The 26000-nt window shown below is 59.2% G+C and carries 26 protein-coding genes, 1 other RNA gene and 1 other annotated feature; of the genes, 10 read left to right on the top strand and 17 right to left on the bottom strand.

Going from position 1 to position 26000, the window contains the following annotated elements; genetic code table 11:
* Positions 1–4 precede the first annotated feature (4 nt).
* The 9 genes from QMZ29_RS16025 to QMZ29_RS15985 form a co-directional block, all read right to left on the bottom strand.
* Positions 5–1270, bottom strand: a complete 1266-nt coding sequence (locus QMZ29_RS16025) for a GntP family permease (protein WP_173889141.1) — start codon at positions 1268–1270, stop codon at positions 5–7.
* 119 nt (positions 1271–1389) lie between these two features.
* On the bottom strand, positions 1390–2523 hold the full coding sequence (locus tag QMZ29_RS16020) for a sugar diacid recognition domain-containing protein (protein ID WP_025301794.1): 1134 nt from the start codon (positions 2521–2523) through the stop codon (positions 1390–1392).
* Between the two features lie 166 nt (positions 2524–2689).
* On the bottom strand, positions 2690–3334 hold the full coding sequence (adk, locus tag QMZ29_RS16015; protein ID WP_025301793.1) for an adenylate kinase: 645 nt from the start codon (positions 3332–3334) through the stop codon (positions 2690–2692).
* A gap of 203 nt (positions 3335–3537) precedes the next feature.
* Entirely contained in the window at positions 3538–5403 is a 1866-nt protein-coding gene (gene htpG / locus QMZ29_RS16010; protein ID WP_038628970.1) for a molecular chaperone HtpG, read from the bottom strand.
* A gap of 144 nt (positions 5404–5547) precedes the next feature.
* On the bottom strand, positions 5548–6153 hold the full coding sequence (gene recR, locus QMZ29_RS16005; protein ID WP_261425484.1) for a recombination mediator RecR: 606 nt from the start codon (positions 6151–6153) through the stop codon (positions 5548–5550).
* Positions 6153–6482 carry a YbaB/EbfC family nucleoid-associated protein gene (locus QMZ29_RS16000; protein ID WP_025301790.1) on the bottom strand — a complete coding sequence of 110 codons (330 nt, stop codon included), beginning with the start codon at positions 6480–6482 and terminating at the stop codon, positions 6153–6155. Before QMZ29_RS16000 ends, recR begins: the two co-directional genes overlap by 1 nt.
* A 41-nt stretch (positions 6483–6523) precedes the next feature.
* Positions 6524–8482: a DNA polymerase III subunit gamma/tau gene (dnaX, locus tag QMZ29_RS15995; protein WP_261425486.1), complete on the bottom strand. Its 1959-nt coding sequence runs from the start codon at positions 8480–8482 to the stop codon at positions 6524–6526.
* Positions 7127–7191, bottom strand: a sequence feature (DnaX frameshifting element). It overlaps the preceding gene by 65 nt.
* Positions 8483–8574: 92 nt before the next feature.
* Positions 8575–9126 carry an adenine phosphoribosyltransferase gene (apt, locus tag QMZ29_RS15990; RefSeq protein WP_019454166.1) on the bottom strand — a complete coding sequence of 184 codons (552 nt, stop codon included), beginning with the start codon at positions 9124–9126 and terminating at the stop codon, positions 8575–8577.
* Between the two features lie 153 nt (positions 9127–9279).
* Complete coding sequence (locus tag QMZ29_RS15985) at positions 9280–9660, bottom strand: DUF454 family protein (protein ID WP_043135674.1); 381 nt, start codon at positions 9658–9660, stop codon at positions 9280–9282.
* 134 nt (positions 9661–9794) lie between these two features.
* Between QMZ29_RS15985 and priC the strand changes: the two genes are divergently transcribed.
* Both priC and rsmS read left to right on the top strand, forming a co-directional pair.
* Positions 9795–10331 carry a primosomal replication protein PriC gene (gene priC, locus QMZ29_RS15980; RefSeq protein ID WP_049209315.1) on the top strand — a complete coding sequence of 179 codons (537 nt, stop codon included), beginning with the start codon at positions 9795–9797 and terminating at the stop codon, positions 10329–10331.
* Positions 10332–10437: 106 nt separating this feature from the next.
* Entirely contained in the window at positions 10438–10617 is a 180-nt protein-coding gene (gene rsmS / locus QMZ29_RS15975; protein WP_016928837.1) for a pleiotropic regulatory protein RsmS, read from the top strand.
* A 40-nt stretch (positions 10618–10657) separates the two neighbouring features.
* Here the strand turns inward: rsmS and mscK are convergent, their stop codons facing one another.
* From mscK to acrR, 3 genes are all read right to left on the bottom strand, one after another.
* Complete coding sequence (gene mscK / locus QMZ29_RS15970) at positions 10658–14041, bottom strand: mechanosensitive channel MscK (RefSeq protein ID WP_261425488.1); 3384 nt, start codon at positions 14039–14041, stop codon at positions 10658–10660.
* Between the two features lie 100 nt (positions 14042–14141).
* Positions 14142–14495, bottom strand: a complete 354-nt coding sequence (locus tag QMZ29_RS15965; RefSeq protein ID WP_004940282.1) for a DsrE/DsrF/TusD sulfur relay family protein — start codon at positions 14493–14495, stop codon at positions 14142–14144.
* An 11-nt stretch (positions 14496–14506) separates the two neighbouring features.
* Positions 14507–15181, bottom strand: a complete 675-nt coding sequence (gene acrR / locus QMZ29_RS15960; RefSeq protein WP_025301785.1) for a multidrug efflux transporter transcriptional repressor AcrR — start codon at positions 15179–15181, stop codon at positions 14507–14509.
* A gap of 142 nt (positions 15182–15323) precedes the next feature.
* On the opposite strand from acrR, the gene sdeX reads away from it, so the two are divergent.
* From sdeX to ykgO, 4 genes are all read left to right on the top strand, one after another.
* Entirely contained in the window at positions 15324–16511 is a 1188-nt protein-coding gene (sdeX, locus tag QMZ29_RS15955; protein ID WP_025301784.1) for a multidrug efflux RND transporter periplasmic adaptor subunit SdeX, read from the top strand.
* Between the two features lie 17 nt (positions 16512–16528).
* Positions 16529–19675 (top strand): multidrug efflux RND transporter permease subunit SdeY, encoded by a 3147-nt coding sequence (gene sdeY, locus QMZ29_RS15950; protein WP_025301783.1) that lies wholly within the window; start codon positions 16529–16531, stop codon positions 19673–19675.
* 186 nt (positions 19676–19861) lie between these two features.
* A complete protein-coding gene (locus QMZ29_RS15945; protein WP_004940303.1) occupies positions 19862–20116 on the top strand; it encodes a type B 50S ribosomal protein L31 in 255 nt (84 codons plus the stop codon).
* A 12-nt stretch (positions 20117–20128) separates the two neighbouring features.
* Entirely contained in the window at positions 20129–20269 is a 141-nt protein-coding gene (gene ykgO, locus QMZ29_RS15940) for a type B 50S ribosomal protein L36 (RefSeq protein WP_004940304.1), read from the top strand.
* Between the two features lie 108 nt (positions 20270–20377).
* On the opposite strand, the gene QMZ29_RS15935 is transcribed toward ykgO, so the two are convergent.
* From QMZ29_RS15935 to QMZ29_RS15925, 3 genes are read right to left on the bottom strand one after another with little or no spacing between them, the layout of a single operon-like run.
* Positions 20378–21256 (bottom strand): metal ABC transporter substrate-binding protein, encoded by an 879-nt coding sequence (locus QMZ29_RS15935; protein WP_173889151.1) that lies wholly within the window; start codon positions 21254–21256, stop codon positions 20378–20380.
* A gap of 25 nt (positions 21257–21281) precedes the next feature.
* Positions 21282–22139 (bottom strand): metal ABC transporter permease, encoded by an 858-nt coding sequence (locus tag QMZ29_RS15930; protein ID WP_043135664.1) that lies wholly within the window; start codon positions 22137–22139, stop codon positions 21282–21284.
* On the bottom strand, positions 22136–22849 hold the full coding sequence (locus QMZ29_RS15925) for a metal ABC transporter ATP-binding protein (RefSeq protein ID WP_173889153.1): 714 nt from the start codon (positions 22847–22849) through the stop codon (positions 22136–22138). The genes QMZ29_RS15930 and QMZ29_RS15925 overlap by 4 nt, the downstream gene beginning before the upstream one ends.
* A gap of 408 nt (positions 22850–23257) precedes the next feature.
* Here QMZ29_RS15925 and QMZ29_RS15920 point away from each other — a divergent pair, with 408 nt between their 5' ends.
* From QMZ29_RS15920 to hha, 3 genes are all read left to right on the top strand, one after another.
* On the top strand, positions 23258–23611 hold the full coding sequence (locus QMZ29_RS15920; RefSeq protein ID WP_025301779.1) for a hypothetical protein: 354 nt from the start codon (positions 23258–23260) through the stop codon (positions 23609–23611).
* Between the two features lie 158 nt (positions 23612–23769).
* Entirely contained in the window at positions 23770–24138 is a 369-nt protein-coding gene (tomB, locus tag QMZ29_RS15915; protein ID WP_004940312.1) for an Hha toxicity modulator TomB, read from the top strand.
* Between the two features lie 50 nt (positions 24139–24188).
* Complete coding sequence (gene hha, locus QMZ29_RS15910; protein WP_004940313.1) at positions 24189–24392, top strand: hemolysin expression-modulating protein Hha; 204 nt, start codon at positions 24189–24191, stop codon at positions 24390–24392.
* A 330-nt stretch (positions 24393–24722) separates the two neighbouring features.
* Here hha and ffs read toward each other — a convergent pair.
* An RNA gene (gene ffs / locus QMZ29_RS15905) (signal recognition particle sRNA small type) lies at positions 24723–24819 on the bottom strand.
* 156 nt (positions 24820–24975) lie between these two features.
* On the opposite strand from ffs, the gene QMZ29_RS15900 reads away from it, so the two are divergent.
* Complete coding sequence (locus QMZ29_RS15900) at positions 24976–25290, top strand: MGMT family protein (protein WP_025301778.1); 315 nt, start codon at positions 24976–24978, stop codon at positions 25288–25290.
* A gap of 64 nt (positions 25291–25354) precedes the next feature.
* Here the strand turns inward: QMZ29_RS15900 and QMZ29_RS15895 are convergent, their stop codons facing one another.
* On the bottom strand, positions 25355–25846 hold the full coding sequence (locus tag QMZ29_RS15895) for a YbaY family lipoprotein (protein WP_025301777.1): 492 nt from the start codon (positions 25844–25846) through the stop codon (positions 25355–25357).
* Between the last annotated feature and the right edge of the window lie 154 nt (positions 25847–26000).

Below are 26000 nucleotides of genomic sequence, written 5' to 3'. Positions count from 1 at the left end.
TTCCTTATCCCGCCAGGTTAAATACGCCAAACATCAGCGCCGAGATTGCCGCAATGGTGAACCCCACCAGCGTTTCATACGGCAGCAGCTTCAGCCGCTCGTGCACCGCCATATTGACGCTGCCGCCGGTGGCGTGGAAGAAGCTGCCGTGCGGCAGGTGATCCAGCACCGTGGCGCCCGCATGGATCATCGCCGCACCGGCCAATCCGCTCACCCCCAGCTCGAGCAGCGTGGAGCTGAACACCCCGGAAGCCACGGCGGTGCCGGCGGTGGTCGAGGCGGTCGCCATCGACATCAGCGCGCCGGACAGCGGCGCCAGCAGCCAGGCCGGCAGCCCGGTGTGCGTCAAACCGTTAATCAAGACATCCTTCAGTGCCGAGTTGGCGATAATGCCCGCCAGCGTGCCGGTGCCGAGCAGCATAATCGCCACCGGCGCCATGCGCGACAGGCCGGAAACCATAAACTGATTGCACTGGCGGATGCGCCCCATCAGCAGCGCGCCCGCCAACCCGCCAGCAGGCAGCGCGATCAGCGGATCGACGGCGATACCGGCGATCGGCCGCAGCGACAGCAGCAGGATCGCCACCAGCGGCGCGCTGATCGCCGCAGCGAAGCCCGGCCGCGCCCCTTCGGCATGCTGAGTCAGCTCTTCAGCCATCACCCTGCCGCCTTTATCGCTCAGGCGGCGCGCCAGCAGATAGGCCATCACCAGGCCGCACAGCCCCGGCACGATGCCGGCGATCATCACCGAAGTGAGCGGCACGTGGAAGTTGTCCGCCGCCGCGATGGTGTTCGGGTTGGGAGACATCACGTTGCCGGCCTTGCCGCCGCCGATCATCGCCAGCAGGATCGCCGCGCGCGAAATGCCGGCCCTCTGGGCGATCGACAGCGCGATCGGCGCGACGGTGATCACCGCCACATCGATAAACACCCCCACCGCCGTCAGGATCAGTGTAGCCACCGCCAGCGCCAGCAGCGCGCGGGTTTCGCCCACTTTGCGCACGATGGTTTCGGCGATGGTGTGCGCCGCGCCGGATTCGATCAGCACCCCGGCCAATACCCCCGCCGCCAGAATGCGCATCACGGCGTTGGTGATGCCCTGCGCCCCGCCGATCATCAGCGTTACGGTCTGCACCAGATCGGCGCCGCCGCACAGCCCGCCCGCCAGCGCGCCGGCAATCATGCCGTAAGCCGGCGGCACCTTACGTAGGATCAGAACGATGGCGACGGCTAACGCCACCAGCGCTCCCAGAGTGGATACGGTTGTCATTGTTGTTTTCTCCGTGGTTGATGTGCAGGCCAACATATCCCGCGCGCCCGGCGTTGACCTGAGGGGAAACAACAAAAAATTGCCGAAGGAACGGCGCGAAATTTGTGGGTTGGCACAACTCAGTCGTGCATCAGCATGCCGATATACAACCGCAGAGCGTCGGTTAATTGATTGATTTTCATGCCAGTTATGGCTTCGATGCGCTGCAGGCGGTAGCGCAGGGTATTGACGTGAATATGCAGCTGCGCGGCGGCCTGCGTCTGATCACAATTCTGCGAAAAATAGTGGCGCAGCGTGGCGCGCAGCACGCCTTTTTCATCCTGTTCGCCCAGCGTCCGCCAGGGGCGCCCCAGCTCTTGCGCTCGCCAGTCCTCCCCGAGATCGCACAGCAGCGACGGCAGCGGATAGTCGTGGTAGAACAGCGTGGCGTGACGCAGTTTCAGGCGCTGCGCCATTGCCTGGGTGGCACGCGCCGTCAGGCTGGAACGGTAGGCGCTTTGCGGATCGTCATAAAAACCGCCGACGATCAGCCGCACCCGAAAGCGGTGTTTTAGCTGGTTTTGCAAACGCTGCGCCTGCTGGCGCTCCAGCTTCAAACTCCATTCGCCCTGAGCCATGCAGGCCGGGCGCAACAGGGTCATTTCATTGAAGCCGGTAATGGCGATCAACGCGTCGCGCTGGGTGGCCTCCAGCTCCGCCAACAGCTCACGCAGCAGGTGCGGCTGCGCCTCTTGCAGCTCGACGATCCAGACGATGCGCGCCTGGCGCAGATCCAATCCCAGATACGCCGCCATCGCCTCCAGCGATGCGGTGTTCGGCTGCGGTTGCAGCAGCTGATTCGCCAGCTCTTCCCGGTAACGTTTTTCCCACTGGTGCTGATCCAGCAGCGCCGCCTGCTCCACCATCATCTCCGCCGCCATCTTCACCAGCTCGGCATAGGCGCGCACCTCGGCCGGCTCGCCGGAGATGCCGATCACCCCCACCCGCTGATTGCGAAAGCTGAACGGCAGGTTGATGCCGGGCCGCACGCCCTTCAGGTGTTCGGCGGTGGCGCGGTCGATTTCCACCACCCGGTTCTCCGCCAGCGCCAGCACCGCGCCTTCATGACGCTGGAACAGGCGCTGCGGGTTGCCGGAGGCGATGATCACGCCGTTGCTGTCCATCACGTTGACGGAATGGCTGATGATGCCCATCGCCCGCTGGACGATCTGGCGCGCGGTGGCTTCCGCCAGAAGATTGGTTTGTCTGAGCATGCCCGGCTCCCTGCTGAGGGTGAAAACGCAGGCTTGTTATACGCCATTTGGCGCGGGCGATTAACGGGCACGGCCGCAACAAGCTGCCGCGATCACAATTTGGCGGGAAAACGGCAAAAAAAAACGCCGGACCACAGGCCCGGCGTCATGCACAATGCGCTTGCTATCAACCGAGGATAGTCGCCAGCTCTGCGCTCACTTCGGCCACCTTGCGGGTGCCGTCGATTTTGCGGTATTGGGTGTTGCCCGCTGCCGCTTCTTTGCTGTAGTAAGAGATCAGCGGCGCAGTCATCTGATGGTATTCCACCAGGCGCTTGCGCACGGTCTCTTCCTGATCGTCCTTGCGCGTGGTCAGCTCTTCGCCGGTCACGTCGTCTTTGCCTTCCACCTGCGGCGGGTTGAACTTCACGTGGTAGACGCGGCCGGACGGCGCGTGTACGCGGCGGCCAACGATGCGGTCAACGATCAGCTCGTCCGGCACGTCGAACTCCAGCACGAAGTCCACGTTGATGCCGGCTTCTTTCATCGCGTCAGCCTGCGGAATGGTGCGTGGGAAGCCGTCCAGCAGGAAGCCCTTGCGGCAATCTTCCTGCGTGATGCGCTCTTTGACCAGCGCGATCACCAGCTCATCGGTCACCAGCTTGCCGGCGTCCATGATCTCTTTCGCCTGCTTGCCCAGTTCACTGCCGGCCTTCACGGCTGCGCGCAACATGTCACCGGTGGAGATTTGCGGAATGCCGTATTTCTCCATGATGAATTGAGCCTGAGTACCTTTACCAGCGCCCGGAGCGCCCAGCAGAATGATACGCATTGCGTAAATCCCCTTGCTATGTAGTTTTTATAAAATTGCGAAAACGCTCAACGATACCATTTCAGGGGGGGCAGGCTCAAGGCGCGCGAAGGAAATCGATTGCGGAATGTGCAAAAAAACGGACGAACAAAAGGCAAGAAAAAGCGGGGAAAAACCGGAAATACGCCCCTAACGGTGCCGTTAAGGGCGCATATCTTCAGCTTTTAGGCGGACAGCAACTTATTCATGCGACGGATGAACAAGTTCGGATCCTCCAGCGTGCCGCGTTCAGCCAGCAGCGCCTGATCCAATAACAGGTCGATCCATTCGGCGAAATGTTCGTTATCGCCCACGTCGGATGCTCGTTTGACCAGTGCATGCTCGGGATTAAGCTCGAAAATGTACTTCACTTCCGGCGCCTGCTGACCGGCGGCGGCGAACAGCTTGGCCATCTGGGTGCTCATTTCGTCGGCGTCGGTCACCACGATCGCCGGCGTATCGGTCAGGCGGTGCGTCAGGCGTACATCCTTCACACGCTCGCCCAGCAGGGTTTTCACGCGTTCGATGAACGGTTCCAGCTGCTTCTCGGCCGCCTTCTGCTCTTCGGTTTCATCCGCCAGTTTATCCAGCGTTTCATCCGCTTTGCTGACCGACTGGAACGGCTTGCCGTCGAACTCGGTCAGGTAGCTCATCATCCACTCGTCGATGCGATCGGACAACAGCAACACTTCGATGCCTTTCTTGCGGAACAGCTCCAGATGCGGGCTGCTCTTGGCGGCGGCGTAGCTGTCGGCGGTGATGTAGTAAATCTTTTCCTGCCCTTCCGCCATGCGGCCGACGTACTCTTCCAGCGACACGGTCTGCGCCGAGCTGTCGCCGTGGGTGGTCGCGAAGCGCAGCAGTTTGGCGATCGCTTCCTGGTTGCCGTTGTCTTCCGCCGGGCCTTCTTTCAGCACCAGACCGAACTGCTGCCAGAATTTCTGGTAGCCTTCGGCGTCGTCTTTGGCCAGCTTATCCAGCATCTGCAGCACACGCTTGGTCAGCGCACCGCGCAGGTTCTGCGTCACACGGCTGTCTTGCAGGATCTCGCGCGACACGTTCAGCGGCAGATCGTTGGAATCGATCAGGCCGCGCACGAAGCGCAGGTAGTTCGGCATGAACTGCTCGGCGTCGTCCATGATGAACACGCGCTGCACGTACAGCTTCAGGCCGTGTTTGTGATCGCGGTTCCACATGTCCCACGGCGCCTGCGCCGGGATATACAGCAGGCTGGTGTACTCCTGCTTGCCTTCCACCCGGTTATGGCTCCAGCTCAGCGGATCGGTGAAATCATGGGCGATGTGCTTGTAGAACTCTTTGTACTCTTCGTCGGTGACGTCAGCCTTGCTGCGGGTCCACAGGGCCTGCGCCTTGTTGATCTTCTCCCAGGTGACGGTGCCGTCTTCTTCGTTCTTGCTTTCGATCTCTACCGGCAGGGCGATGTGATCGGAATATTTGCCGATCACCGAGCGCAAGCGCCAGGCGTCGAGGTACTCATCTTCGCCTTCGCGCAGATGCAGGGTGATTTCGGTGCCGCGGGTCTCTTTGGTGATGTCGGCGATGGTGTAGTCGCCTTCACCGGCGGACTCCCAGAACACGCCTTCGTCATCGGCGGCGCCGGCAGCGCGGGTGCGCACGGTCACTTTGTCCGCCACGATGAACGCCGAGTAGAAACCGACGCCGAACTGGCCGATCAGCTGGCTGTCTTTCGCCTGATCTGAACCGATGGATTCCAGGAACGCTTTGGTGCCCGATTTGGCGATGGTGCCGAGGTTTTCGATCACTTCTTCGCGGCGCATGCCGATACCGTTGTCGGCGATGGTCAGGGTGCGCTGCTCTTTATCGAAGGACAAGCGCACGCGCAGCTCGCCGTCGCCGGCATACAGCTCTGGCGCGGACAGGGCGCGGAAGCGCAGCTTGTCGGCGGCGTCAGAGGCGTTGGAAATCAGCTCGCGCAGGAAAATTTCTTTGTTGGAGTACAGCGAATGGATCATCAAATGAAGCAGCTGTTTTACTTCAGACTGGAACCCGCGGGTTTCTTGACCTTTCATACTCATTGATTACCTCAAAAGACAATGGCTACCAAAATCGAACAATGAGGATCAGATGAGGGTCAGGGTCTTGTTTTTCAAGCGGACGGCGGGAAATTTTTGGCAAAAAAACGACGGGGCCGAGTGGCCCCGTCCGGGAAAACATCAGAACTTGATGGCGTGACGCCCGGCCAGCGAATGCGACAGCGTGGTGCCGTCGACCATCTCCAGCTCGCCGCCCACCGGTACGCCGTGGGCGATGCGGCTGGCGAGCACGCCATACTGGCCGCACATCTCGGCGATGTAGTTGGCAGTCGCTTCCCCTTCCACCGTTGGGTTGGTGGCGAGGATCACTTCGGTGATGCTTTCCTTTTCCAGCCGTTGCTCCAGGCGATCGAGACCGATATCCCCCGGCCCGATGCCATCTAGCGGCGACAGATGGCCCATCAGCACAAAGTAGCGCCCGGCGAACTGGCCGGTCTGCTCGATGGCGTGAATATCCGCCGGGCTTTCCACCACACAAATCTGGCCGTTTTGCTGACGGCGCGGATTGGCGCAGATGGTGCAGATGTCCTGCTCGGTGAAGGTGCGGCAGTCGGCGCAGTGGCCGATTTCCGACATCGCGCGCGTCAACGCCTGCGCCAGGTGCATGCCGCCGCTGCGATCGCGCTGCAGCAATTGAAACGCCATGCGCTGCGCCGATTTCGGGCCGACGCCCGGCAGGCAGCGCAGCGCCTCCATCAGGGATTCAAGGAGCGGGCTGGTTTGCATCAGAACGGCATCTTGAAGCCAGGCGGCAACTGCATGCCGCTGGAAACGGAGGCCATTTTCTCTTTCTGAGTCTCTTCGATGCGGCGCGCGGCGTCGTTAAACGCGGCGGCGATCAGATCTTCCAGCATGTCTTTGTCATCTTCCATCAGGCTAGGATCGATCTCCACGCGGCGGCAGTTGTGTGCGCCGTTGATGGTGACTTTCACCAGGCCTGCGCCAGACTCGCCGGTCACTTCCAATTTGGCGACTTCTTCCTGCATCTGCTGCATTTTTTCTTGCATTTGCTGGGCTTGCTTCATCAGGTTGCCCAGACCGCCTTTACCAAACATAGTCGTCTCTCGTCGCTAGGGCCGCGCACCTCGCGCGGCGTTTAAAGGGGGCGGATACTCTCTTCATCCAGATCCGCGTCGAAGAACCGGCACAGCGTCTGGATATGGGTATCCGCAACGATGGACTGGCGCGCCTGCGCCAGTTTTTCTTCATAGATGGCTTGTCGCCACTCCAGCGGGGTGCGCTCCGCCGGATTATCGTCCTCCACCACGGTCAGCTCAACCGGGCTGCCGTACAGCTCGCCGAGCGCTTCGGCCAGCGTCTTCTGCGCCGAAGGCGAATTCAGATGGCGCTGCGAAGACCGCAGATGGAGGTTAATCTTGCCCGGTTCCGGCTGCTGCTTGAAGGCGTTCAACGCCAGCTGCTGCACCAGTTTCGGGATCTTGAGCTTATCGATTTCCGCCGCCCAGGCGTCGCGCTCCAGCGATTCCACCGCCAGCTTGGCGGCCAGCTCCGGCGTTTTCTCGTGCTCCAACGCCGTGCGCAGCGCTTTCGGCGTCGCCAACGGTTCCGGCGCCGCTTCCGGCTCGGTCTGCGCGCGCCAGCGATAGGCTTCCGGCTTCGCCGGTTTTTCCGGCACCTTCTTCTCCGCCAGGCGCTGCTGGCTACGCTCGGTCACGGAAGCCAAACGCCCCAGCGCCGAGTTTGCCGGCCGCGCTATTCCTGGCGCCGCCGGCTCATTCTTTTTTGGTGTGGATGCTCCCTGCTGCCGTTGCAGCTGGGACCGCGCTTTCAACAGCTGGGCGGTGGCATCCGGTAAAGGGGTCGATGATTGTCGCTGCGGCGCGGCCGGCTGCCCTAGCGGGGGCGGCGCGTCCTGAAACTGCGGCGGCTGTGGCGATGTGGCCTGCTGCGGCTGCGCCATCGGCGCCGGCGCGGTCTGCACCAACGCCACCGGCTCCGGGATCACCGCTTTCGGGTGAAACGCCAGCGCACGCAGTAGAGTCATCTCAACCCCCATGCGACGATCCGGCGCATAGGCCAGCTCTTTGCGGCCCACCAACAGCGTTTGGTAATAGAGTTGCACATCGGCCGGCGGCAGAGTGCGCGCCAGCTCACGCAGCCGTTGTTCCACGGCGGCGTAGTGGTTGTCGAGCATCGAAGGCAGCAGTTGCACCATCGCAATGCGGTGCAGCAACGCCAGCGTCTCCACCAGCAGGTTTTCCCAGTCCACGCCGCGCGAAGCGGCCTGCGCGACCTGCGCCATCACCTTTTCGCCGTCGGCGCTGACCAGCGCTTCGAGGATCGCCAGCGGCTGCTCGTCATCGAGCGTGCCGAGCATCTGGCTGACGGTGGCGGCGGTCACCTGCCCCTGCCCCATGGCGATCGCCTGATCGGTCAGGCTCAGCGCATCGCGCATGCTGCCGTCGGCGGCGCGCGCTAGCAGTTGCAGCGCGCGGGCGTCGCTGGTGATCTGCTCCGCCGTCAGCACCGTTTCCAGCTGCTGACGGATCTGATCGACGTCCAGCGCTTTGAGGTGAAACTGCAGGCAGCGGGAAAGAATGGTCACCGGCAATTTTTGCGGATCGGTGGTGGCCAACAGGAATTTCACGTGCGATGGCGGCTCTTCCAGCGTCTTCAGCAACGCGTTGAAGCTGTGGCGCGAGAGCATGTGCACTTCATCGATCAGGTAGACCTTGAAGCGGCCGCGCGCCGGCGCGTACTGAACGTTGTCCAGCAGATCGCGGGTATCTTCCACCTTGGTTCGGGAAGCGGCGTCGATCTCGATCAGATCGACGAAACGCCCCTGTTCGATCTCACGGCAGTTGTCGCATTGGCCGCACGGCGTGGCGGTGATGCCGGTTTCACAGTTCAGGCCTTTGGCCAGCAGGCGCGCGATGGTGGTTTTCCCCACGCCGCGGGTGCCCGAGAACAGATAGGCGTGATGGATCCGCCCCAGCGAGAGGCCGTTGGCCAGCGCGGTCAGGACATGTTCCTGGCCGACCACGTCTGCGAACGTTTGAGGGCGCCACTTACGGGCGAGAACCTGATAGCTCATTAATACCGGAGAAGTCGAGTAATCTGGAGGGTCATGCTAACACAGCCCCGCGGCGATCCGCGAGGCCGTTGTGCCCAAGGGGCGATGCCGCATCAATGGCCGGCGAAGTCCACCAGGCAGTAGCAGTCGATACCCAGCTTGTTCAGACGCGCTTCCCCGCCCAGATCCGGCAGGTTGATGATGAACGCGGCGTCTTTCACTTCACCGCCCAGACGGCGGATCAGTTTAGTGGTTGCTTCGATGGTGCCGCCGGTCGCCAGCAGATCGTCCACCACCAGCACTTTGTCACCCGCGGTGATGGCGTCGGTGTGGATCTCCAGCTTGTCGGTACCGTACTCCAGCTCATAGCTTTCGCTGAGCGTGGCACGCGGCAGTTTGCCCGGTTTGCGCACCGGCACGAAACCGACGCCCAGCGCCAGCGCGACGGGCGCACCGAACAGGAAACCACGCGCTTCGGTACCCACCACCTTGGTCACGCCCGCTTCGCGATAGCGCTCAACCAGCAGCTCGATGCTGGCGGCGTAGGCCAACGGGTTTTCCAGCAGGCTGGTCACGTCGCGGAACAGGATGCCCGGCTTCGGATAATCCGGGATGGTTTTGATACTGTCTTTAATAAACTGAAGCTGCTGCGCAGTAGCGGTCATAATTGTTGCCTGATAAAGCTGCCTGAAAACCGGCGCGCCGCTCACCCGCCGCCTCTGGGTGAAACACACCGGAGAAGGAATGGCAGGCGATCCGCGCACGAAAACGCCCAAATCTATGCAAACTGGCGGACAAATGCAACCAGCGGCGCACAATCAGCGCTGTTTTTGTTGCGACAGGTCAATAACCGGCAGGCGCAGCATAAAGGTCAGCAAAATAGCCAACATCAGCAGCAACAGACCGCGCACCCACCAGATTTTCACCAGCCACAGCGAACAGGCGAAGGTCAGCACGATCACCAGCACCGCCTTCCACTTCGCTCCCGGCGGCAGCGCGCGATGCTGCTGCCAGTGGCGCAGATAAGGGCCAAACCAGGAACGGTACAGCAGCCAGTGATGAAAGCGCGGCGAAGAGCGGGCGAAGCACCAGGCAGCCAACAGCAGGAACGGCGTGGTCGGCAACAGCGGCAGCACCACGCCCAACGTCGCCAGCACCACCGCCAGCCAGCCCAAAATGATCAATAACCCTCGCTTCATGCGGCTCTTCGCTCCTCAATCGGTTGCGGCTTACTGTAGCATCGGCGCCGCGCCGGCGGAATATGCATGCGGCGCTTGTTTCAGGGCGGCATCGCGGGCAAGCTTACGCCTGTTGAAATCAAGAGGGAGCTTATGTGAGCACTCAGCGTTTATTACAGGTGTTGGCGCAGCAGATCGCGGCGCTGGCGGCCGAAGTCACTCCGCGCGGCGACGCCCCGATCCCGCAGGCGCGGTTCGACGTCGCCCTGTTCGCCAACCGCGGCACGCGGCTGCGCGACTACCTGGCCGAGGTGGAGAAAAACTTCGCCCAGCTGCAAAACGCCGCTAACGACAGCCGCGCCAGCCAGGTGGCCTTTCTGGCCGAAAAACTGGTTGCCCAAATCTCTGCCCTGCAGCGCGAGCTGGCAACCCAGGCGCTACGGCGCAAGAATCAGCCGAAGGAAGCCCCCGAGGCCGATCTGTACCACAAGCTGGCCGAGCACCAGGATTACGAACGCCGGCTGATCGCCATGATTCAGGATCGGGAAAGCCTGCTGGGGCGCCAGACCACGCTGGCGGCGCAACAAAAGCTGCAGCACGAGCTGGCGGCGCTGGAGGGGAGACTGATGCGCTGCCGTCAGGCGCTGGCGCGCATCGAGCGCAATATCGAGCGCAAAGAAAACGGTTTTTGAAGATTTATCACAATATTTTAATGATTATTCCCGGTTGCGCGCCGGGTTCACTATACTCTGCCGAGACACGAGTTTTTCATCCCATTAATTAATAAGCGCAGGTGCTATGTCTCTGGAAAACGCCTCACCCGAACTGCAGCTGGCGGTAGACTTGATTTACCTGCTGGAATGCAACGAGATCGATCCGGCTACCGCGTTGGCAGCACTGGATATCGTCAAACGGGATTATCAGGAAAAGCTGCAGCGCGCCGGCGTCACCTCTCCCTATTTGCCTGCCGGACAGTAATCAGGGACAGCCCGCTGTCCCTTCCATCTTTCAACGCACATCAGCCCGCCGTCTGGCCGCCTTCATCCGGCGAGAGCGTTCTTTTCACTTCCTGCACTTCATTGCCCTGCTGGTTATGCAGATACACCTCCAGCTGATTGAAGGCAATGTCGATGTCGTTTTCCCGGCACAAGCGGTCGATTGAGCGGTTCAGTTCGTCCACCGTGTAGCTGCGATCGCGCAGTTCCCGTACATAGAGCCGCAGTTCGTGATCCAGCGTGCTGGCCCCGAAGTTGAGGAAGAACACCTGCGGTTCGGGATCGGTCATCACCCGCGGGTTGTCGTGCGCCGCCTGCAGCAGCACCTTTTTCACCTTGTCGAGATCGGAACCGTAGGCCACGCCCACCTTGATCAGCACGCGGGTGATGGTGTCGGACAGTGACCAGTTGATCAGCCGCTCGGTGACGAACGCCTTGTTCGGAATGATCACCTCTTTGCGATCGAAGTCGGTAATGGTGGTGGCACGAATGCGGATCTTGCTGACCGAACCGGAGAAGGTGCCGATGGTGATGGTATCGCCGATGCGGATCGGGCGTTCGAACAGAATGATCAGGCCGGAGACGAAGTTGGCGAAGATCTCCTGCAGGCCAAAGCCAAGCCCGACCGTCAGACCGGCGGCCAGCCATTGCAGTTTGTCCCAGGATACGCCCAGCGCTCCCAGCGCAACCACGGCGCCCACGGCGGTGATCAGGTAAGTGAGCACGGTGGTGATGGCATAAGACGCCCCCTGCCGCAGCTGCAGCCGCGACAGCACCACCACCTCCAGCAGGCCGGGCAAGTTGCGGGTGAGCACATAAGCGACGATCACCGCGGCGATCGCCACCATCATGTTACCCAGCGTCACCGCCTGCGACACGCTGCTGCCCGCCACGGTGCTGGTGTAATGCCACAGCGTGATGCTGTCCAGGTAAGCGATGACCGTCACCAGATCCGACCAAATGGCGTAGAAGGCGCTGGCGAAGATGGCGAACAGCACCAGGGTGGTCAGGCGCAGCGACTGCTGGTTGATCTGATCGAGCGCTAGCGGCGGCTCTTCCACCACCGCTTCGCCGCCTTCGGCCCCCTCTTTCACCACGTTTTGCCGCCGCGCCAGCGCGCGCCGGTAGGCCAAACGCCGCGCCGCCACGCTCAGGCCGCGCAGGGCAGTCAGATACACGATATTCCACAGGAAGAACAGATACAGGCTGTCTATCCAGCGGCTGGCCAGCCGCAGCGTGGTATAGAAGTAACCGGCGAACATCAGCCCCAGCAGGATCAGCGGTGTGGCGGCAAGCGCGGTCACCACCACCAGCCGCACGGCATGCGAGCCCTTTTCACGCCAGCTGTCGCGGCACAGCGGGAACACCAGCACCGCAAGCAGCGCCAGCGTCAACATCACCACGATCTGGCCGATGACGTCTTCCACCAGACGCAGCGGCGCTTTCTCGCCCAATACCGACCAGAAGATCAGCGGCTGCAGCGCCAGCCCCAGCCGCAGCGTCTGGCGGCGGTAATGCGCGCACAGGTTAGCGCCGAAGTTGAAATGCCGCTCGGCAATGCCGCCCGGTTTCAGCATACGATAGCTGAAGCCGAACACCAACCACGACAACGCCAGCTGCTGCGACAACGCCCAAATAAAGTCGCTGATACCCAAATCCGCGCGATACATCCAGAAACCGACGCCGAGCAGCAGCGCGGCGCCAGGCAACACCTTCAGCAAGGTCAGCGCGATGGCCTTCGGCGTGTGCAGCTGGCCGTCGCGCTTCAGTTGCACCACGTCGTTGGCCAGCTTTTGCAAATGACTGTCGATCAACCGGTAGCGCCAGCGCAATACCCCGATCGCCAACAGCAACGGGATCAGGAACACCAGCGCATTCAAGCCGCCCTGCAATAGCTTGCCACCGTCGAATTTGATATCGAGCCCGGCGAGCTGATCGCGCACCGCCTCCGGCATTGCCTTCAGCCACGCCAGATCGACCGGCTTGTTGCTGTTGACCCAGAAAATCTGCTGGGTCAGCGTATCCTGCAGCGAGCCGTAGACGCTGGTGAGCTGCTGTTGGTTGATCTGCAGGTTGATCGACAGCGACAGCTGGTTGCTGAGCTGCTTGTTCAGTTGATCCAGCAGTTCGCGGCGCATGTCGACGATCTCGTTCAGTGCGTCGATCACTTCCGGGCCGGCCTTTTCCTTGCTTTCGGCCACCAGCTGGTTGATGTAATCCTCACCCTTGAACAGATCGTCGCGTTGCTGATTGATATCGAACTGCTCCAGCCGCAGATCGGCGATGCGCGTGTCTATATCAGCCAGCAGCGTGCCCTGCGGCAGGCTCTGCTGCTGCTGATACAGAATGCGCGACAGCACCAGGCTGCCCTTCAGCACCTGGATCTGCTCTTTCAGGTTACGTTCCGCCTGCAGACCGCGATCGAGCCAGTTTTTGACCCGAATATTCTGCTGGAACAGGGTGTTGCTCTCTTCGGTGGCGGCAATCAGCTGTTGGCTCAACTGTCGGTTGACGTCCAGCTGCTTGCTGACCAGCTGATCGTGCTGGATATCGGTGGCGTCTTCCGGGTTCTGCGCCTCTTTGGCGGTTTTTTCAGACAGCGTCAGGCGCTTGCTGTTGACGAGCTCCTGCAGCAGCTGCACCGACCGATCCAGCGCATCGATATGTGCCGTGGTGTAATCACGCTGTTTTTGCAGCAGATCTTGTAGCGTGGTGTTGGCTTCCAGGCTCTTGCGCTGCAGCTCCAACTGCGCGTTGAGCAGCGCCTGTTCGGTGGCCAGCATGACCTGCTGGCTATTGCGCAGCGAATCTTGCCCCGGCGTCTGGCCGCTGAGCTGGCTGCGGATCTCCTGCAGGCGCTGCGAAGCGGCGTACATGGTGCTCTGCACCCGTTCAGGCTGGGTTTGCAGCGACACCAGTTGGCTGTTGTAGGTCGAGAGGCTCTCCTGCGCGCTTTGCAGCTCGTCGAGCGTTTGATACAGCCGGCTTTCCAGCTGGCGCAGCGACAGCGGCAACAGCGCGGCGCGCGCGGCCGCGTTGTCCGTCGGCTGCTTCAGCGCATCCAGTTCGGCGGTGACCTGATTGAGCTTCACCGGCGCCTGCTGCACCTGCTGTTTAAGCTGTGCGACGTCTTGCCGGTTGCGCTCGATGGCATCCAGCAGTTCCAGCGTGCGGGTCAAATCCTGCTGGGAGAGCTTTTCGACCGGCGTCAGGGCTTTTTGTTTGTTCAGCGTTTCCAGCTGGCTTTGCACTTCGCTGCGCTGCGGCAGCTCGCCGTTCAGCGCCGCCTGTGCCGGCAAGCAACACGCAAAAATCAGGAAAAGGAGTGTCACGGCGGCGATGCGCCGCCGGCATGCGCCGACAAACGTGAGCGGCGTCAGAGAAGGCAGAGTCAACCAGCGATGCATGATTTGGCTTCGGATCGGTAAAGAAGCCTGAAGATTATCACGACCGCCGGCGGGCAACGAACAACAAAAACGTTGCCGGTGATGTCTCGTTGTCGCGAAATCAGAAAGTCAGCACTTTCTCCGCCGCCAGCGTCCACTGCGCCAGCTCGACCAAGGTGCCGATCGCCACGCCGTCCGCCAGCGGCAAGCGGCTGACGCCGCGCGCGTCGGCGCAGGTCTTGCACAGCTTGACCGGCACCTGCTGCGCGGTGAGGATCTCCAGCATCTGCTGCAGATGGTACCCTTCGTGCGGCTGCTGTCCGGCCAGCCCGGCCACCACCGCGTCGGACATCAGAAACAGCCGCAGGTCGAGGCTGCTCTGCTGCTCTTTCATGGCGATGGCCAACCGCAGCGCATTGAACAAGGATTCATGGCCATAGGCGGCGCCATTGGCAATAAGAACAACTGATGACATGAAATCTCTCCTTATAAAGGAAGGCGGTCGGCGTCAGGCGTCACCGCGTCGGGTTTGAGGCGCAAGGTGGGGCAAAACTGCAGCATCTCCAAAAACGCGTCCACCAGCGCTTCGGCTTCGGCCCGCAGATCGAAACTTTCCGGCATAAACAGCCAGTTTTCCATCAGGCCGGTGATATAACCGCGCAGGATGATCGCCGCACGGCGGGTATGTAAATCGGCGGGCAATTGCCCGTGGTGAATGCAGTTATACAGCACCGCTTCGATGCGTTCATAGCCGGCGAGGTACAGCACCTTGCGCGAATCCAGCAGCGGCATCATTTCACCGACAAACTCGCATTTGTGGAATATAATTTCCATCAACGCCCGCCTACGGCCGTCTTCAACCGTAGACGTCAGAATGTAAATCAGAATTTCTCGGATAACCCGCAGTGGATTATCGGGAAACTTTGCCTGATACTCTGTTTCGAGCTGGTCAATTTTCGGCTCGGTAGATTCCCAAACTTCATTAAACAGGTCTACCTTATTCTTGAAGTGCCAGTAGATGGCTCCACGCGTAACCCCGGCAGCGGTGGCAATATCTGTCAGTGACGTTGCAGCAACGCCACGTTCAGAGAACTCTCTCACCGCAGCATCAAGGATTTGCTGTCGGGTTTCTTGCGCCTGCTGTTTGGTTTTTCGTGCCATGGCATTGTTATTTAGGGGGAGTGTGATTTACATACATTCGCGAATGTATGTACCATAGCACGCACATATAATTAACGCAGCAATGGGTTTTAAAGCTTGTGATCCATTGATCATTTTGAAATCGGACACTTGAGGTTTTTCTATGAACAAAAACAGAGGGTTAACGCCTCTGGCGGCCGTTCTGATGCTTTCAGGCAGCTTAGTGCTAACAGGATGTAACGATAAAGAAACCCAACAGCAAGGCGCCCAACAACAGGCGCCTGAAGTGGGCGTAGTCACCTTGAAGGCTGAGCCTCTCAACATTACTACCGATCTTCCTGGCCGCACCGCTGCGTATCGTATCGCCGAAGTTCGCCCTCAGGTCAGCGGCATCATCCTGAAGCGCAACTTCGTTGAAGGCAGCGATATCAAGGCCGGGACGTCTCTGTACCAAATCGATCCCGCCACCTATCAAGCCAGCTACGACAGCGCGAAAGGCGATTTGGCCAAAGCACAGGCCAGCGCTTCCATCGCACGCGTGACGGTAAACCGCTACAAGCCATTGCTGGGCACGAGCTACATCAGTAAACAGGACTACGACAACGCCGTCTCCACGCTGCAGCAGGCGGACGCCGCCGTCGTGGCCGCCAAGGCCGCCGTGGAAACCGCGCGCATCAACCTGGCGTACACCAAGGTGACCTCTCCGATCTCCGGCCGCATCGGCAAGTCCGCCGTGACCGAAGGCGCACTGGTCAGCAACGGCCAGGCAACCGCACTGTCTACCGTGCAGCAGCTGGATCCGATGTATGTCGACGTCACCCAGTCAAGCACTGATTTCCTGCGCCTGAAGCAAGAGCTGGCCAGCGGCGCGCTGAAGCAGGAAAACGGCAAGGCCAAGGTGAAACTGATGCTGGAAAACGGCACCGAATACGCGCAGGAAGGCACGCTGGAGTTCTCTGACGTCACCGTCGATGAAACCACTGGCTCCATCACCATTCGCGCCCTGTTCCCTAACCCGAACGATACGCTGTTGCCGGGCATGTTCGTACGCGCCCGTCTGGACGAAGGCGTGCGCAGCGATGCGCTGCTGGTGCCTCAGCAAGGCGTTACCCGCAACCCGCGCGGCGACGCGACGGCGTTGGTGGTAGGGGCAGACGACAAAGTTGAGCTGCGCACGCTGAAGGCCGACCAGGCGATCGGCGACAAATGGCTGGTGACCGATGGCCTGAAATCCGGCGATCGCGTGATCGTCTCCGGCCTGATGAAAGTGCATCCGGGCGCGCAGGTAAAAGTGCAGGAAGTTGACACTCAGGCGCAAAAACAGCCGCAGTCTGAAGCGCAGAAGTCATAAAAAGGAGCCTGTAATACATGGCTAAGTTCTTTATAGATCGCCCGATTTTCGCCTGGGTAATCGCCATCATCGTCATGTTGGCGGGGGTGCTTGCAATAATGAAACTGCCAATCGCGCAGTATCCCACTATTGCACCGCCGGCGGTGAGTATTTCCGCCAACTACCCGGGCGCAGATGCCAAAACGGTGCAGGATACCGTCACGCAGATTATCGAACAGAACATGAACGGTATCGATAACCTGATGTACATGTCCTCCACCAGTGATTCCTCTGGTAGCGTCACCATTACCCTGACGTTTGATTCCGGCACCGATCCTGACATCGCGCAGGTTCAGGTTCAGAACAAACTGTCGTTGGCCACCCCGTTGCTGCCGCAAGAAGTTCAGCAACAGGGCCTGAAAGTAGAAAAATCCAGCAGCAGCTTCCTGATGGTGGCCGGCTTCGTTTCCGACGATCCGAACATGACTCAGGACGATATTGCGGACTACGTGGCGTCCAACATCAAGGACCCGATCAGCCGTTCGTCCGGCGTGGGTGAAGTGCAGCTGTTCGGTGCCCAGTACGCGATGCGTATCTGGCTGGATCCGAACAAGCTGAACAACTTCCAGCTGACGACCACGGACGTGACCTCCGCCATCACCGAGCAGAACAACCAGATCGCCGCAGGCCAGCTGGGCGGCCTGCCGCCGGTGCCGGGGCAGCAGTTGAACGCCTCGATCATCGCGCAGACCCGTCTGACTTCGCCGGAAGAGTTCGGCAAGATCCTGCTGAAAGTGAATACCGACGGTTCTCAGGTACGCCTGCGCGACGTCGCTCATATCGAGCGCGGCGCGGAAAGCTATGCCGTTACCGCTCGCTACAACGGCAAGCCTGCCGCCGGCCTGGGTATCAAACTGGCGACCGGCGCCAACGCCTTGAACACCGCCAAAGGTGTGAAAGACGAGTTGGCCAAGATGGCGCCCTTCTTCCCGCAAGGGATGAAAGTGGTTTATCCGTACGACACCACCCCGTTCGTTAAAATCTCCATCAACGAAGTGGTGAAAACGCTGATCGAAGCCATCATCCTGGTATTCCTGGTGATGTATCTGTTCCTGCAGAACTTCCGCGCGACGCTGATCCCAACCATCGCGGTGCCGGTAGTACTGCTGGGGACCTTTGCGATCCTCGCGGCGTTTGGCTTCTCGATAAACACCCTGACGATGTTCGGCATGGTGTTGGCGATCGGCCTGCTGGTGGATGACGCCATCGTGGTGGTGGAAAACGTCGAGCGCGTTATGTCCGAAGAGGGGCTGCCGCCGAAAGAAGCTACCCGTAAATCGATGGGCCAGATCCAGGGCGCGCTGGTGGGTATCGCCATGGTGCTGTCGGCGGTATTCGTGCCGATGGCGTTCTTCGGCGGTTCAACCGGCGCTATCTATCGCCAGTTCTCGATCACCATCGTGTCCGCGATGGCGCTGTCGGTGCTGGTGGCCTTGATCCTGACGCCGGCGCTGTGCGCCACCCTACTCAAACCGATCCCGAAAGGCGATCACGGGGTTAAAACAGGCTTCTTCGGCTGGTTTAACCGCATGTTTGAGAAGAGCACGCATCACTATACCGACAGCGTGGGCAACATCCTGCGCAGCACCGGTCGCTACCTGATCATCTACCTGCTGATCGTGGTTGGCATGGGCCTGCTGTTCCTGCGCCTGCCTTCCTCGTTCCTGCCGGACGAAGATCAGGGCATCCTGTTGACCATGGTGCAGTTGCCTGCCGGTGCCACCGAGTCCCGTACCAACAAAGTGCTGGAAGAAGTCTCCGACTACTTCCTGAACAAGGAAAAGGACAACGTGGTTTCGGTGTTTACCGTCGCGGGCTTCGGCTTCAACGGTAACGGCCAGAACAACGGCCTGGCATTCGTCAGCCTGAAAGACTGGGGTGAGCGTCCAGGGGCCGGGAACAAGGTCGAGGCGATCGCGGGCCGTGCCATGGGTGCCTTCTCGCAGATTAAAGAAGGCCTGGTGTTCCCGTTCAACCTGCCGGCGATCATCGAACTCGGTACCGCAACCGGCTTCGACTTCGAGTTGATTGACCAGGGTGGCCTGGGGCACGAAAAACTGACCGAAGCGCGTAACCAGCTGTTGGGCATGGTTGCTCAGCATCCGGACGTGCTGGTGGGTGTGCGCCCGAACGGCCTGGAAGATACGCCGCAGTTCAAACTGATCGTCGATCAGGAGAAAGCCAAGGCGCTGGGCGTCAGCATCACTACCATCAACAGCACGCTGAGCACCGCCCTGGGTGGTTCGTACGTCAACGACTTCATCGACCGCGGTCGTGTGAAGAAGGTGTATGTACAGGCCGACGCGCCGTTCCGTATGCTGCCGGAAGACATCAACAAGTGGTACGTGCGCGGTACCAGCGGCCAGATGGTGCCATTCTCCGCCTTCTCTTCGGCGAAGTGGGAATACGGCTCACCGCGTCTGGAACGCTATAACGGCCTGCCGTCGATGGAAATTCTGGGCCAGGCCGCACCGGGCAAGAGTACCGGTGAAGCGATGAACCTGATGGAACAGCTGGCATCCAAACTGCCAAGTGGCATCGGTTACGACTGGACCGGTATGTCCTATCAGGAACGTCTGTCGGGCAACCAGGCGCCGGCGCTGTACGCCATCTCGATTCTGGTGGTGTTCCTGTGTCTGGCAGCGCTGTATGAAAGCTGGTCCGTGCCGTTCTCGGTCATGCTGGTATTGCCGCTGGGGGTTATCGGTGCGTTGCTGGCCGCGACGATGCGCGGCATGAACAACGACGTGTACTTCCAGGTGGGGCTGCTGACCACCATCGGTCTATCGGCGAAGAACGCCATCCTGATCGTTGAGTTCGCCAAGGATCTGATGGAGAAAGAAGGCAAAGGTCTGATCGAAGCGACGTTGGAAGCGGTGCGTATGCGTTTGCGTCCAATCCTCATGACATCTCTGGCCTTCATCCTCGGGGTTCTGCCGCTGGTTATCAGCAGCGGCGCAGGCTCCGGCGCACAGAACGCGGTAGGTACCGGCGTAATGGGCGGGATGATCACTGCCACCGTCTTGGCGATCTTCTTCGTGCCGGTGTTCTTCGTGGTGGTTCGCCGCCGCTTCAGCAAGAAGAACGAAGACCTGGAACACAGCCATCCGGTAGAACACCACTGATCGCTCAGTGAAGGGATCTCTACCCGATAACCGAAAAGGCCGCGCATGCGGCCTTTTTCTTTTGCTTCAGTTGCTTAATGCAAACCGTTCTCATTAATTCACTTTTGTGTGCAATTTGCGCTTGATCGCGATGCCAGGTCGGCGCATAATTATTGTTATGGTATAACATTACACGAGAGGGCCATTATGAAACCCGGCATCCACCCCGATTACCGCACCGTGGTGTTCCACGACGTCAGCGCCAATGCCTACTTCAAAGTGGGATCGACCATCAAAACCGATCGCACCATCGAACTGGACGGGGAAAGCTGGCCGTATGTCACCCTTGACGTCTCTTCTGCTTCGCATCCGTATTACACCGGCAAGCAGAAAGACTATTCCAAAGAAGGCAGCACGGCGCGCTTCCAGCAGCGCTTTGGCCGCTTTATCGGCAATAAGTAACAAGGAAATCCCATGCAGGTATTGAGTTCATTGCGTTCGGCGAAAAACCGCCACCCGGATTGCAAAGTCGTGCGTCGTCGTGGCCGCATCTATGTGATCTGTAAAAGCAATCCGCGATTCAAAGCGGTACAGGGACGTAAGAAAAAGCGTTAACTCCAAAGTGTCATCTGTCGCAAAGCCCCGTTGCTGCTCAACGGGGCTTTTTTTTTACGGCGAGAAAGTACCTGCAAGCCGTCCCCCGCCGGCAGGCGGGGGCGGAGATTACTTCATGCTGCTCAGCAGCGCGTCGACATTGTGCTTGAACGCCTGCTCATAGGTGGCCGCCGGGCCGCCCGCGCGGGAGAGCGCTTCAGGGTACAGCTCGCCGCCCGCCTTGGCGCCGGTGGCGGCGGCGATCTGTTTCACCAACCGCGGATCGGTCTGATTTTCGATAAAGTAAGCGTTGACCTTTTCCTGTTTGATTTGCTTGATCAGATTGGCCACGTCGCTGGCGCTGGCTTCGGCCTCGGTGGAAAACCCGACCGGGGCAAGGAAGGTGACGCCGTACTCTTGCCCAAAGTAGCCAAACGCATCATGGCTGGTCAGCACCTTACGTTTCTGTGGCGGCACTGCGGCGAACTGGGTTTTGGCCCACTGGTCCAGCTTTTGCAGCTGCTGAATGTATTCGGCTCCGCGCTGGCGAAAATAGTTGGCATCCTCGGGATCGGCGGCAATCAGGGCGTTCATCACGTTGGTAGCGTACTGTACGCCGTTTTTCATGCTGTTCCAGGCGTGGGGATCGGTAATCGGTTTGCCGTCCTCTTCCATCTGGCGGGTACTGATCCCCTGTGAAGCGGTGATCACCTGCCCTTTATAACCCGAAGCGCTGACCAAGCGATCGATCCACCCTTCCAGCCCCAGACCGCTGACGAACACCACATCAGCCTGAGCCAGCTTCTTGCCGTCCTGCGGCGAAGGCTCGAAGCTGTGCGGATCGCCATCCGGCCCCACCAGCGTGCTGACCTTAACGTGATCGCCGCCCACCTCTTTGACGATATCACCCAGAATGGAAAAGCTGGCGACGGCGTCGACGGTCTTCGCCATCGCCCATGGGCTGGCCAGCAGAACAGCAACCGCCAGCGATATAGGTAAACGTTTCATACTTTCTCCTTGCAAATGGCACTTCTCAACGGCGCGCGAAGGCGCAAATGCCTCCGCGCGTTCCAAACAGGATCGAGACGAAAAAGATGACGCTGGCGCTGAGCACGATCGCCGGGCCGGCAGGCAGCGAAGCATAGTAGGACCACACCAGCCCAATCACGCTGGACAGCGCGCCGATGCCCATCGCCGTCGCCAGCGTCTGCGGCAGATTGCGCGCCCAGAAGCGCGCGCTGGCGGCGGGCAGCATCATCAGCCCCACCGACATCAGGGTGCCGAGGATCTGGAATCCCGCCACCAGATTGACCACAACCAGCGCCAGAAATAGGCCGTGGATCAGCGCCAACCGGCGCGGGGCGTTGACGCGCAGAAAAGTGACGTCGAAGGATTCGATCACTAACGCGCGGTACAGCGCCGCCAATGCCAGCAGCGAAACCGAGGCGATCGCACCGACCATCAGCATGGCCTGCGCATCCACCGCCAAAATCGAACCGAACAGCACGTGCAGCAGATCCACGCTGGAACCGCGCAGCGAGACCAGCGTGACCCCCAGCGCCAGTGACCCCAGATAGAACCCGGCGAAGCTGGCATCTTCTTTTAACGGCGTGCGGCGGCTCACCAGGCCGGACAGCATCGCCACCGCCAACCCGGCGATAAAACCGCCCACCCCCATCGCCACCAGCGACATGCCGGAGATCAGATAACCGATCGCCGCGCCCGGCAACACCGCGTGGGACAATGCGTCCCCGACCAGGCTCATGCGGCGCAGCAGCAGAAACACGCCCAGCGGGGCGGCGCTGAGCGACAACGCCAGACAGGCCATGAGCGCGCGGCGCATAAAACCGAAAGAGAGGAAAGGATCGATAAGCCCATGCAACAACATCATGGCGCCACCGCCCGCAGATCCGGCTGCCGTTCGGCGGCGTGATACCTCGGCACCTGTTCCAGCACCCGCTTGGCCGCGCCCCAGTGGCAAGCCTGCGGCGTCAGCAACAGTACCTGTGAAAAATGCTCGGCGACCATCGACATATCGTGCAGCACGGCGATCACCGTTTTCCCCTGCCGGTGCAGTTGCGCAATCACCTGCAGCAAAATTTGCGTGGTGGCGCTGTCGATACCGGTGAAAGGTTCATCCAGCAAAATCAGCGGCGCCTGTTGGACCAGCAGGCGCGCAAACAACACCCTCTGCAGCTGGCCGCCGGACAGTTCACCCACCGGAGTGTGCGCCAGCGCGCTCATGCCAACGCTCGCCAACGCCTCGTTGACCTGGCTCGCCGCACGCTTGTTCATGCCGCCGAACATGCCACTTTGCGGCCAACAGCCCATCGCCACCAGATCGCTTACCGCAATCGGGAATTGCCGATCCAGCTCCGCCTGTTGCGGTAGATAAGCTCTGCGCGGCGGCTTTCCGCCGATAAAACTCAGGCTGCCGCCCAGCGGCGGCAACAATCCGGCGAAGGTTTTCAGCAGCGTCGACTTACCTGCCCCGTTGACGCCCACCACCGCGGTGAGCGATCCGGCGGTAAACTGCCCGCTCAGCGGCGGGAAAAGCGGCATGGCGCCATAGCCTATCGCCAGCTGACGCAAGGTAATCATGGCAGCGACACCGCCCAGAAGATGCCGAGCCACAGCAGGGCCAGCAGCATAACGGCACCTGCGCAACGCGCGGCAGCAGAGGTGGTGAACAACGAATTCAGTGACGGCGTGGCGTCATGTTGCGAAGTGGGAGTCAATGTCGTAGCCAAAAATGATGGGTTTATAGTTATAATATAACATCACATAGACTGTCGCATCTCAAGCTATGGCGCGACAATAATGCAACGGAACGTAACAATCTCTCGCGCAGCGGCACTTTCCCCCCAAGCCTCCTTATCAAATCCAGGGATATTCCCATTCGGTTGAAATGTTGGCGTAAGGTAAAGAACAGCGGTAAATCGAAAAATTTACCGACGAGGGAGGAAAAGGAGTAAGATAAGTAGATAACATTGCTGTTGGCCGAGATTAATGCTTGTTACCCTTGCCTGTAACCTGGATGTCAACGCACTTTCTGTTAACAAATTAAAGAAAGTGATTAATGACAATATAGCGGAGTTAGTGCCGGCACTGACCAGCGGACTCAGTTTTTATTCTGAAAGCGCACGCTATGCCGAAGATTCATTAGAAATACTTGATATAGTGCAACAGGGTGGTAGCGATTATTCAATGAGTTATCGTTATAAGTGGGGCATTTTTAATGCCTGCCTGGATATCAACAGCGAAGACACTCTCAGCGATAGCGTCCGGTTCCGTGTGACAGAACGGGGTTTAATCTTCGACATCATTGATAACTCACGTCCATCAACAGCGGATGAATTGTAAGTTTACGTAATAACTACAGGCCAAACGCGAAAAAATGATTTATATTCACTTTACGGGAAGTTTATTTAAAGACCGTTAAGCTGCCTCCGTCCATGATGTAAATCAGCTTACTCACATAGTGTTATCACACCGCAATTAAGACTTACGGAGGGGATGATATGGATGAGTATTCGCCTAAGCGACACGACATTGCTCAGCTCAAATTCTTGTGCGAAAATTTGTATGATGAAGGTATCGCTACCCTGGGAGACAGTCATCATGGGTGGGTCAACGATCCGACGTCCTCCGTCAACCTGCAGCTTAATGAGTTGATCGAACATATCGCTTCGTTTGTGATGAGCTATAAAATTAAATACATGGACGAATCTGACCTGTCGGAGTTAGTCGAAGAATATCTCGATGATACCTATACGCTGTTCAGCAGTTACGGTATCAATGATTCCGACCTGCGCCGCTGGCAAAAAACCAAGGCGAGATTATTCAGAATGTTCTCAGGAGAGGACATCTGTACGACAATGAAAACTTAAGGGATAATTATTCCCGAGCTATTTTTACGGTTATTAAACTAAAGGCCACCATGACTAAAACCGACTATCTGATGCGTTTACGTAAATGCACCACGATTGATACTCTCGAACGTGTTATTGAGAAAAATAAGTACGAGCTTTCCGATGATGAACTGGAGCTGTTTTACTCAGCGGCCGATCACCGTCTGGCAGAGCTCACCATGAACAAACTGTATGACAAAATCCCCACCTCCGTTTGGAAATATGTCAGATAATCAGACCCCCAACGCGTTGAGCCGATGCTTTTATCGGCTTCAATGTTCAAGCTGAATACGTACTTTTCCTATTGACAGTAAAACTTCATTTGCACTCCCCCTTTCAATAATAATATTGCCTGGAAGCAATTTTCTTTTTAAATCGAGACAGGTTACGCCATCGCCCCCTCATTATGCTTGCATCCAGAACCGCTAATTCATTATCCAAAAGAATTGAGGGCGGGAAGAAAAGAAATGCCTTGTCGCTCTGCCTGATGGCAGAAAGGGATAATCGATGAGTAGAAGAGAGACGGCGAAAGTGCGGATTGGCGAAGGCCAAATGGGTGGGGACCCTGCCAGCTACATCCCGGCACACACGTCACCTGCTGCGGCTGCTTCCTTCCGGACCTGACCGAGTTCACAAGTTAGTGTTGCGGGAGAACCAACAGGGCCCCCATTGACGGCTTCTGTACTCTGAAGCGGTGGGCATTATCGGCGATGCCCCGCCAAATAGCAAGCCAACCGGGGCTAACCGCTGTTTTCTTACCCACCTGCACTGTGGCACACTCTTCGCCTGGGTTTTGACTCGCGCAGGAACAGCAATATGCAACCAGAAGACGCCTCTTTCAGCCAGCGGGTATTCCACATCGTGGCCGCCATTCCTTACGGCAAAGTCACCACCTACGGCGAAGTCGCCCGGCTGGCCGGTTCACCGCGCGCCGCGCGCCAGGTTGGCGGCGTGCTGCGGCGTTTGCCGGAAGGCAGCGCGCTGCCCTGGCACCGGGTGATCAACCGGCACGGACAGATCTCGCAGCAGGGGGAGGATTTTCAACGGCAACGGCAGGCACTGCTGGCGGAAGGGATTATTTTCGGCCCGCACAGCACGGTCGATTTCGAGCGCTACGGCTGGCGCTGGTAAAACAAAACAGCCTTTGGCCGAAGCGCAAAGGCTGTTGATTTCATCTTGCTGTACCGCAGGAAATTTACTGCATGGCGGTTGGCGCAGCCTGAATCGGTACACCCTGAACCGGAACCAGCAGCAGATCGGCGCGAGTACCGTTGCGGTTAACCACTTCCTGGATAGTGTCGGTAATAAACATCAGTCGCCCGTTGACCGTCACCGCCGCGCTCAGAATGATACGCGCATTCGGTTGGATGTCGGACGGATTGTACGGTAGCGTAAAGTTGAATGGCGCCTGTTGCCCTTCAGTACGTATCGCGCGCTGTGCAATCACTTTGGACGGTGCATCCGCCAGCGAGGCGTCAGAGAGGGTGACCGTCAGTACGGCGTCCGGCGGCAGCGCAATACGCTGACGTATATTAACCGAACCTGTCACCGCCGGGCCTTGAATCTGCGTTTGCGCAGCCGCCGGATTACCGGCCGCCTGTGTAGGCACATCAGCACTCTTTTGCGCGCATCCTGCCAGCGTGATCGTCAGTGCCGCGGCACCGCCTACGATTTGCCAGAGTTTCATGGATCGGTCTCCTTTTTTATTATCAACATGTTGGTGGCTTTCACCACCGCACTTATTAAACCTAGCACAAAACACTGATAAATCCACTTTACCCCGCCTATTAATCACTTAAACAGCCCAGGGCGCCCACGATTAAGAGCATTCTCATCGGCCC

The organism is Serratia sp. PF-27 (assembly GCF_030053255.1).
In the GTDB taxonomy this organism is placed as follows: Bacteria; Pseudomonadota; Gammaproteobacteria; order Enterobacterales; family Enterobacteriaceae; genus Serratia; species Serratia bockelmannii.
This window is presented reverse-complemented; position numbering and strand designations above follow the sequence as displayed.

Coding starts and splice junctions, on each gene's coding strand:
- QMZ29_RS15900 (WP_025301778.1), top strand. CDS start 24,976: ATGCAACCAGAAGACGCCTCTTTCAGCCAGCGGGTATTCCACATCGTG.
- QMZ29_RS15920 (WP_025301779.1), top strand. CDS start 23,258: ATGCTTGTTACCCTTGCCTGTAACCTGGATGTCAACGCACTTTCTGTT.
- recR (WP_261425484.1), bottom strand. CDS start 6,153: ATGCAAACCAGCCCGCTCCTTGAATCCCTGATGGAGGCGCTGCGCTGC.
- adk (WP_025301793.1), bottom strand. CDS start 3,334: ATGCGTATCATTCTGCTGGGCGCTCCGGGCGCTGGTAAAGGTACTCAG.
- QMZ29_RS16020 (WP_025301794.1), bottom strand. CDS start 2,523: ATGCTCAGACAAACCAATCTTCTGGCGGAAGCCACCGCGCGCCAGATC.
- apt (WP_019454166.1), bottom strand. CDS start 9,126: ATGACCGCTACTGCGCAGCAGCTTCAGTTTATTAAAGACAGTATCAAA.
- QMZ29_RS15985 (WP_043135674.1), bottom strand. CDS start 9,660: ATGAAGCGAGGGTTATTGATCATTTTGGGCTGGCTGGCGGTGGTGCTG.
- mscK (WP_261425488.1), bottom strand. CDS start 14,041: ATGCATCGCTGGTTGACTCTGCCTTCTCTGACGCCGCTCACGTTTGTC.
- QMZ29_RS15895 (WP_025301777.1), bottom strand. CDS start 25,846: ATGAAACTCTGGCAAATCGTAGGCGGTGCCGCGGCACTGACGATCACG.
- hha (WP_004940313.1), top strand. CDS start 24,189: ATGACTAAAACCGACTATCTGATGCGTTTACGTAAATGCACCACGATT.
- acrR (WP_025301785.1), bottom strand. CDS start 15,181: ATGGCACGAAAAACCAAACAGCAGGCGCAAGAAACCCGACAGCAAATC.
- QMZ29_RS15930 (WP_043135664.1), bottom strand. CDS start 22,139: ATGATGTTGTTGCATGGGCTTATCGATCCTTTCCTCTCTTTCGGTTTT.
- QMZ29_RS16000 (WP_025301790.1), bottom strand. CDS start 6,482: ATGTTTGGTAAAGGCGGTCTGGGCAACCTGATGAAGCAAGCCCAGCAA.
- QMZ29_RS15945 (WP_004940303.1), top strand. CDS start 19,862: ATGAAACCCGGCATCCACCCCGATTACCGCACCGTGGTGTTCCACGAC.
- sdeY (WP_025301783.1), top strand. CDS start 16,529: ATGGCTAAGTTCTTTATAGATCGCCCGATTTTCGCCTGGGTAATCGCC.
- QMZ29_RS15965 (WP_004940282.1), bottom strand. CDS start 14,495: ATGTCATCAGTTGTTCTTATTGCCAATGGCGCCGCCTATGGCCATGAA.
- sdeX (WP_025301784.1), top strand. CDS start 15,324: ATGAACAAAAACAGAGGGTTAACGCCTCTGGCGGCCGTTCTGATGCTT.
- QMZ29_RS15935 (WP_173889151.1), bottom strand. CDS start 21,256: ATGAAACGTTTACCTATATCGCTGGCGGTTGCTGTTCTGCTGGCCAGC.
- tomB (WP_004940312.1), top strand. CDS start 23,770: ATGGATGAGTATTCGCCTAAGCGACACGACATTGCTCAGCTCAAATTC.
- rsmS (WP_016928837.1), top strand. CDS start 10,438: ATGTCTCTGGAAAACGCCTCACCCGAACTGCAGCTGGCGGTAGACTTG.
- htpG (WP_038628970.1), bottom strand. CDS start 5,403: ATGAAAGGTCAAGAAACCCGCGGGTTCCAGTCTGAAGTAAAACAGCTG.
- QMZ29_RS16025 (WP_173889141.1), bottom strand. CDS start 1,270: ATGACAACCGTATCCACTCTGGGAGCGCTGGTGGCGTTAGCCGTCGCC.
- dnaX (WP_261425486.1), bottom strand. CDS start 8,482: ATGAGCTATCAGGTTCTCGCCCGTAAGTGGCGCCCTCAAACGTTCGCA.
- QMZ29_RS15925 (WP_173889153.1), bottom strand. CDS start 22,849: ATGATTACCTTGCGTCAGCTGGCGATAGGCTATGGCGCCATGCCGCTT.
- ykgO (WP_004940304.1), top strand. CDS start 20,129: ATGCAGGTATTGAGTTCATTGCGTTCGGCGAAAAACCGCCACCCGGAT.